7 protein-coding genes are annotated in these 5,168 nt (G+C 68.0%); 6 read left to right on the forward strand and 1 reads right to left on the reverse strand.

Features of this window, described 5'->3' with window-relative positions:
* The 6 genes from DD1DGNOD_RS25290 to DD1DGNOD_RS25315 all read left to right on the forward strand — a co-directional run.
* On the forward strand, nucleotides 1-974 hold a 974-nt coding region (locus tag DD1DGNOD_RS25290; protein ID WP_241255976.1), incomplete at its 5' end, for a TadA family conjugal transfer-associated ATPase.
* An 89-nt stretch (nucleotides 975-1,063) separates the two neighbouring features.
* Complete coding sequence (locus DD1DGNOD_RS25295; protein WP_131768840.1) at nucleotides 1,064-1,942, forward strand: type II secretion system F family protein; 879 nt, start codon at nucleotides 1,064-1,066, stop codon at nucleotides 1,940-1,942.
* A 353-nt stretch (nucleotides 1,943-2,295) separates the two neighbouring features.
* Nucleotides 2,296-3,003, forward strand: coding sequence for a type II secretion system F family protein (locus tag DD1DGNOD_RS25300; protein ID WP_165035275.1), 708 nt, complete (start codon nucleotides 2,296-2,298; stop codon nucleotides 3,001-3,003).
* A gap of 286 nt (nucleotides 3,004-3,289) precedes the next feature.
* Nucleotides 3,290-3,589 (forward strand): DUF4244 domain-containing protein, encoded by a 300-nt coding sequence (locus DD1DGNOD_RS25305; protein ID WP_241251856.1) that lies wholly within the window; start codon nucleotides 3,290-3,292, stop codon nucleotides 3,587-3,589.
* Between the two features lie 16 nt (nucleotides 3,590-3,605).
* Nucleotides 3,606-4,055 (forward strand): TadE family type IV pilus minor pilin, encoded by a 450-nt coding sequence (locus DD1DGNOD_RS25310; RefSeq protein ID WP_131768842.1) that lies wholly within the window; start codon nucleotides 3,606-3,608, stop codon nucleotides 4,053-4,055.
* A 23-nt stretch (nucleotides 4,056-4,078) separates the two neighbouring features.
* Nucleotides 4,079-4,621: an Rv3654c family TadE-like protein gene (locus DD1DGNOD_RS25315; RefSeq protein WP_131768843.1), complete on the forward strand. Its 543-nt coding sequence runs from the start codon at nucleotides 4,079-4,081 to the stop codon at nucleotides 4,619-4,621.
* Between the two features lie 11 nt (nucleotides 4,622-4,632).
* Here the strand turns inward: DD1DGNOD_RS25315 and DD1DGNOD_RS28420 are convergent.
* A partial coding sequence (locus DD1DGNOD_RS28420; RefSeq protein WP_206443427.1) for a Zn-binding domain-containing protein occupies nucleotides 4,633-5,168 on the reverse strand: 536 nt, incomplete at its 5' end.

Raw genomic sequence — 5,168 nt, forward strand, 5'->3', positions numbered from 1 at the left:
CCGCGGTACGCCGGCTCGCGGTCCGGCTGGCCGCCGCAACCGGGCGGCGTCTGGACGCCGCGACCCCGTTCACCGACGCGCGGCTGGGCGACGGCACCCGGCTGCACGCCGTGCTCGCCCCCGTCGCGGTCATGGGCACATGTCTGTCACTACGGGTCCCCCGACCACGACCGTTCACGCTGGACGATCTCATATCGACCGGTACGGTCACCTCCGCCATGGCCGAGGTATTGGACGCACTTGTGCGAGGCCGCCTGGCCACCCTGGTCACCGGCGGTACCGGTTCGGGCAAGACAACCATGTTGGGCGCACTGCTGGGGCGGGTCGACCCCGCCGATCGAGTCGTGATCGTGGAGGACACCGCCGAACTCGTCGTGGACCTGGCACACGTCGTCCGCATGGAGTCCCGCCCGCCGAACATAGAGGGCGCGGGCGGTATCGACCTGCGGGATCTGGTGCGTCAGGCACTGCGGATGCGGCCTGACCGGATTGTCGTGGGCGAGGTCCGCGGGGCCGAGATCATGGATCTTCTGGTTGCACTCAACACCGGTCACGAGGGCGGGTTCAGCACCGTGCACGCAAATGCGGCGGCCGACGTCCCGGCGCGGATGGAAGCGCTCGCCGCGCTCGCGGGCCTTGATCGGGCAGCCCTGCACAGCCAGCTTGCCTCGGCGGTACAGGCTGTCGTCCACATCAGGCGAGATCGTGACAGAAGACGCAGGCTCAGCGAAATCAGCGTGCTCTTTCGCGATCAGGGTGGGCTTGTGCACGTGCTGGATGCCCTACGCCTACGCCACCGCCCGCCATCGCAGGACCACCGCGACAGGGACGGCGACGGGGACAGTTATGGGGACACGGCCCAGGTAGTCGTGGCCGGGGCCGGGGCGCAGATTCTCGACAGGATGCTTGCCGAGCGCGGCGGACCGCGTCCCGACCTGCTCCGCAGCGCCGCCACCGGCAGCCGGCGATGCTGACCGTGGCACCCGCCGGCTGCTGTGCCGTTGCCGCGGCGCTGGCCACCGGACCAATCGGACGGCGCCCACCCCGGGTCCGGTCGTCAGCCGTGACACGCACGGAGCAGACCCGGCAAGGCCACGAAACCGGTGACGCGCCAGGCCGCACGCTGAACGCGCTGGGTCACACGCTGACGCTGCCGCCCGCCCGCTCCTGGACACCGGTGGCGTTCGCGGCGGCTGGGACGGTCGTCATCGGCGTGGTCCTGGGGCCGGTGGCCGCCGGCACGGGTGTCGTCGGCGCCGTGACAGCCCGGCGAGCCCTGCGGCGCGCCACGGACCGGCGGTGGCGCGGTATGCAGCGTGCGAGCGCGGAGGAGGTTCTCGCAGCGCTTGCCACCGAGCTCGAGGCCGGCCGCGAGCCTGCTGAGGCCCTGCGGTCAGCCGTCGACGACGTTGCCGGCGAGCCGGGCGAACATGGTCATGTGACCGCAGCAGGCAGGGACGTGCGCATGCACGATCCCCTGGCCCTGCGCGTGGCACTTGCCCGCCGGACGGACCCGGCTGTCGCGCTGGCGGTCTGTGAGGCGTCGACGTTGCGCCAGCTCGCGGCTGCATGGCGAGTAAGCCAGAACGCCGGTATTCCGCTTGCCCCACTGGCGAACAGGCTCGCCGCCGTTGTGCGCGCCGAGCGTGAACAGGACGGCGAGGTTTCCGCGGCACTCGCCGGGCCGCGGGCGTCCGGGCGGATGGTCGCATCCCTGCCCGTTGCTGGGATCGTGCTTGGTGTACTGCTCGGCGCATCGCCGCTGAAGGTTCTTCTGGATACTCGGGCCGGAACGCTCTGCCTGGTCGTGGGTGTGGCGCTTGACCTCGCCGGCCTGGCATGGATCAACCGGCTTACCGAGGTGGCCGGTAAACGCGACGCAGGCATTCATGGCCATGAAGGGGCCGCCCATGCCTGGCCACCGCACGGGTTGCCCAGGTGACCATCCAACCGCAGTGGCACCGATTGATCATCGACGAGCCGGTGTCGCCGCCGTCACTCGCGTTCACCGCCGGAACGCTGGCCTTTTCCCAAACGCTGGCCCTTTCCCAACGGGAGCTGCTGCTCACCGCTGCCACATTGTGTATGGCATCAGCGTCCTGGCTGACAGGAACGACGACGCTACGCGACCATGCGCGACGCCGAATCCCTGCGCTCCGCCCGCCACCGGGCGCGGATACCGCCTCGGGCCGGCGATCACTCGAACGGCGGGGAACGGACACCGGGACAGCTGGCATGCCCGGTACCGGGAGCCGGATGGTAAGTGGACGCATGGCCAGTGGACGGCGCCTGAACGTGAGCAGATCGGTAGTACGGCGGATCGCTCTCGGTACGGCAGCCGGACTCGGACCTGTTGCGATCTTTCCTGGCCCCGCGGGTATGGCTGCCGGGATCATCATCGGTGTCGCCGCAGCCCGGCTGCTGGCCTCCGTACCGGATCAACATGCACAGCGCCGGCAGGCACGCCTCACCGAGGATCTTCCACTGGCTCTCGACCTGATCGCGGCCTGCCTGACGGCTGGTGCGCCCATCGTGACAGCTCTGGACATCGTGGCCGATGCGGTTGGCGGTCCACTCGGAGCGGAACTGGGCATCGTCAGCCGTAGTCTGCGCCTTGGCGCGTCCACGGCGGAAGCCTGCAGCCGGCTGCTCAATCCTGGACACGGCTCCCGGCCTGGACCGGGCTGGTGGGCCAGGCTCGCTCCAGCCGGACTCGGTCCAGGCAAGCTCGGCTCACCGGCACTCTCAGCGGAAGCACACGAGATAGCGGCTTTCGCGCGGGCATTGCACCGGACCGAGGAATCCGGGGCCCGCCTGGCCGTAACCCTGGGGCGACTGGCGGACCAGACCCGCGCCAGGCAGCAGGAACGTGCGTTGGCCGCGGCCCGCCGGGCAGGAGTCACCGCCGTAGTACCACTCGGTCTGTGTTTTCTGCCCGCATTCATCGCGCTGGGAGTCGTGCCAGTCGTGATAGGAGCAGGTGCGGGCCTGGCGCTCCCGTAACCATGTTGTGTGTCGCTTCCAGCGACGTTGTGTGACGCCTCCAGCGACCCCTACCTGAAAGCGACGTGAGAACGACATGAGAGGGACGCCAGAAATGTCGTCATCGCGCTGCTTTCAGCGGATGACAGGACGTCCGGCCTGTGGACGACGGAAGGTTATCCACAAAGCGACGTCCGTCCTCGCCGGGGCCGCATTCAACGCGCCATCATCAAGGGAGTCGAAGCTCCTTCATCTCGAGGAGCAGACATCCACCGTATACCAGTAACTGAGCTGGAGGTCGCCTGTCATGGCCGCACTCAGATCATCCAAAACCTCTCTCATCATTCAATGGAAGGTGCTGCTGATCGGCACATTCATGCAGTCGACGATCGGTGCTTCACGCCGGCAACGGGCTGGTGTGCGGGCGGTGTCAGCCACGACCCTGCCCAGGCGGAGGGACGACGCAGGCATGTCGACCGCGGAGTACGCGGTCGGCACGGTCGCCGCGGTCGGGTTCGCCGCTGTTCTTTACGCTGTGATCAACAGTTCTGCGACGAGAGCGCTGCTTGCCAACCTGGTCAAGCAGGCGCTGTCCATCCCCTTCTGATACACCGGCCGAGCCGGTGCGTGGCTCGACGACCCCCAGCCGCGGAGCGGGCCGTAACCGAGGGCGAAGAACCCCTGACGGCGGCCAGGCAACAGCCGAACTGGCGGTCGCAATACCATCACTGATACTTGTCCTGCTGATCGCAATTTGGGTTGTCAGCGCCGTTTCGGTTCAGGCGCAGTGCGCGGAGGCGGCTCGCATCGGTGCCCGCGCCGCCGCTCGCGGAGAAACCGACGAAGTGGTCCGCGCCTGGGCCGGGCGGGCCGCTCCCCGGGGTTCCACGATTTCCATCAGCCGCACCGCGGATGTCGTCGTCGTCCAGATCAGATTCGGAGTCCGCGCCACCGGGGTACTGGCAAGAATTACTCCTCCAATCGATATCACCATGTCCTCCACAGCACCGACGGAGGCAGCGGAAAACACCGAAGTCGGCCCCGTACCCGTACCCGTACCCGACAATTATTGAATCAGCATAAAGAAGGCTTAACAATGCACCGTTCATGTTCGCGGCAAACATACAGGCGTCGATTCCACCGGCCTTTCAGGCGTTCTCTGCGACCGCTCGGCGGCTTGGACACGCACTACTCGTCCAGCTTCGGGGACACAGGTTCGGCGACCGTACTCACGCTTTCCGCATTCCTGGTCCTGGGGACGTTCACCGGCGTCGTTCTAGCGGTTTCAATGACTGCTGTCTGCCGCCAACGGGCCGCGGGCGCGGCTGACATGGCAGCTCTTGCGGCCGCGGGTGATCCATCCGGTGACCCGGAATCCATGTGCGGGCGGGCGCACGCCATCGGGTTTGCGAATCGCAGCCGCGTCCTATCCTGCAGGATCTCGGGAGACACCGTCGAGATTGCCGTGGCCGTCGATCTCCCGGGAGCGCTCGCCGGTCTGGGACCGCTTGTCGCCAGGGCCCGCGCCGGCCCGGCGAACAGCGCCGGCAGCGACCGAACCTTGCACAGCACGCCAGCGCGGCACAACGGCGGCAGCCGGAGCATGACGCCAGCACCGGCAGCAGCCACCACCCAGTAGTGGTGGTGAGCCTACCGACTATCCGACCAGGCCGAATCGAGCCGCTGCAGGACAGCGTCGAGCAGCCGGCGGGCAGCCGGCTTGTCCAGGGGCTCGTTGCCGTTTCCGCACTTCGGCGACTGCACACACGACGGGCACCCGGCCACGCACTCACAAGCCGCGATCACATCTCGGGTCGCGCGCAGCCACGGCCCACCGCGCAGAAAGCCGCGCTCGGCAAAACCCGCTCCGCCCGGATAGCCGTCATAGACGAACACCGTGGTACGGGAGGTGTCCGGATGCAGTGCGGTCGACACTCCCCCGATGTCCCACCGGTCGCATGTCGCGAACAACGGGAGTATGCCGATCGCCGCGTGTTCGGCAGCGTGAACGGCACCGGGGACCTCGCCGTCGTCGATTCCGGCCTCGGCCAGGAGTTCCTCGGTCACCGTGTACCAGACCGCCCGCGTGCGCAGGTGCCGCGCGGGAAGATCCAGCGGATCATCCCCGATCACTCGTCCGCTGCCTGCCAGGCGCCGCTGGTAGGACACCACCTGGCTGCTGACCT

The sequence above is a fragment of the Candidatus Protofrankia californiensis genome (assembly GCF_900634765.1).
Lineage (GTDB): Bacteria > Actinomycetota > Actinomycetes > Frankiales > Frankiaceae > Protofrankia > Protofrankia californiensis.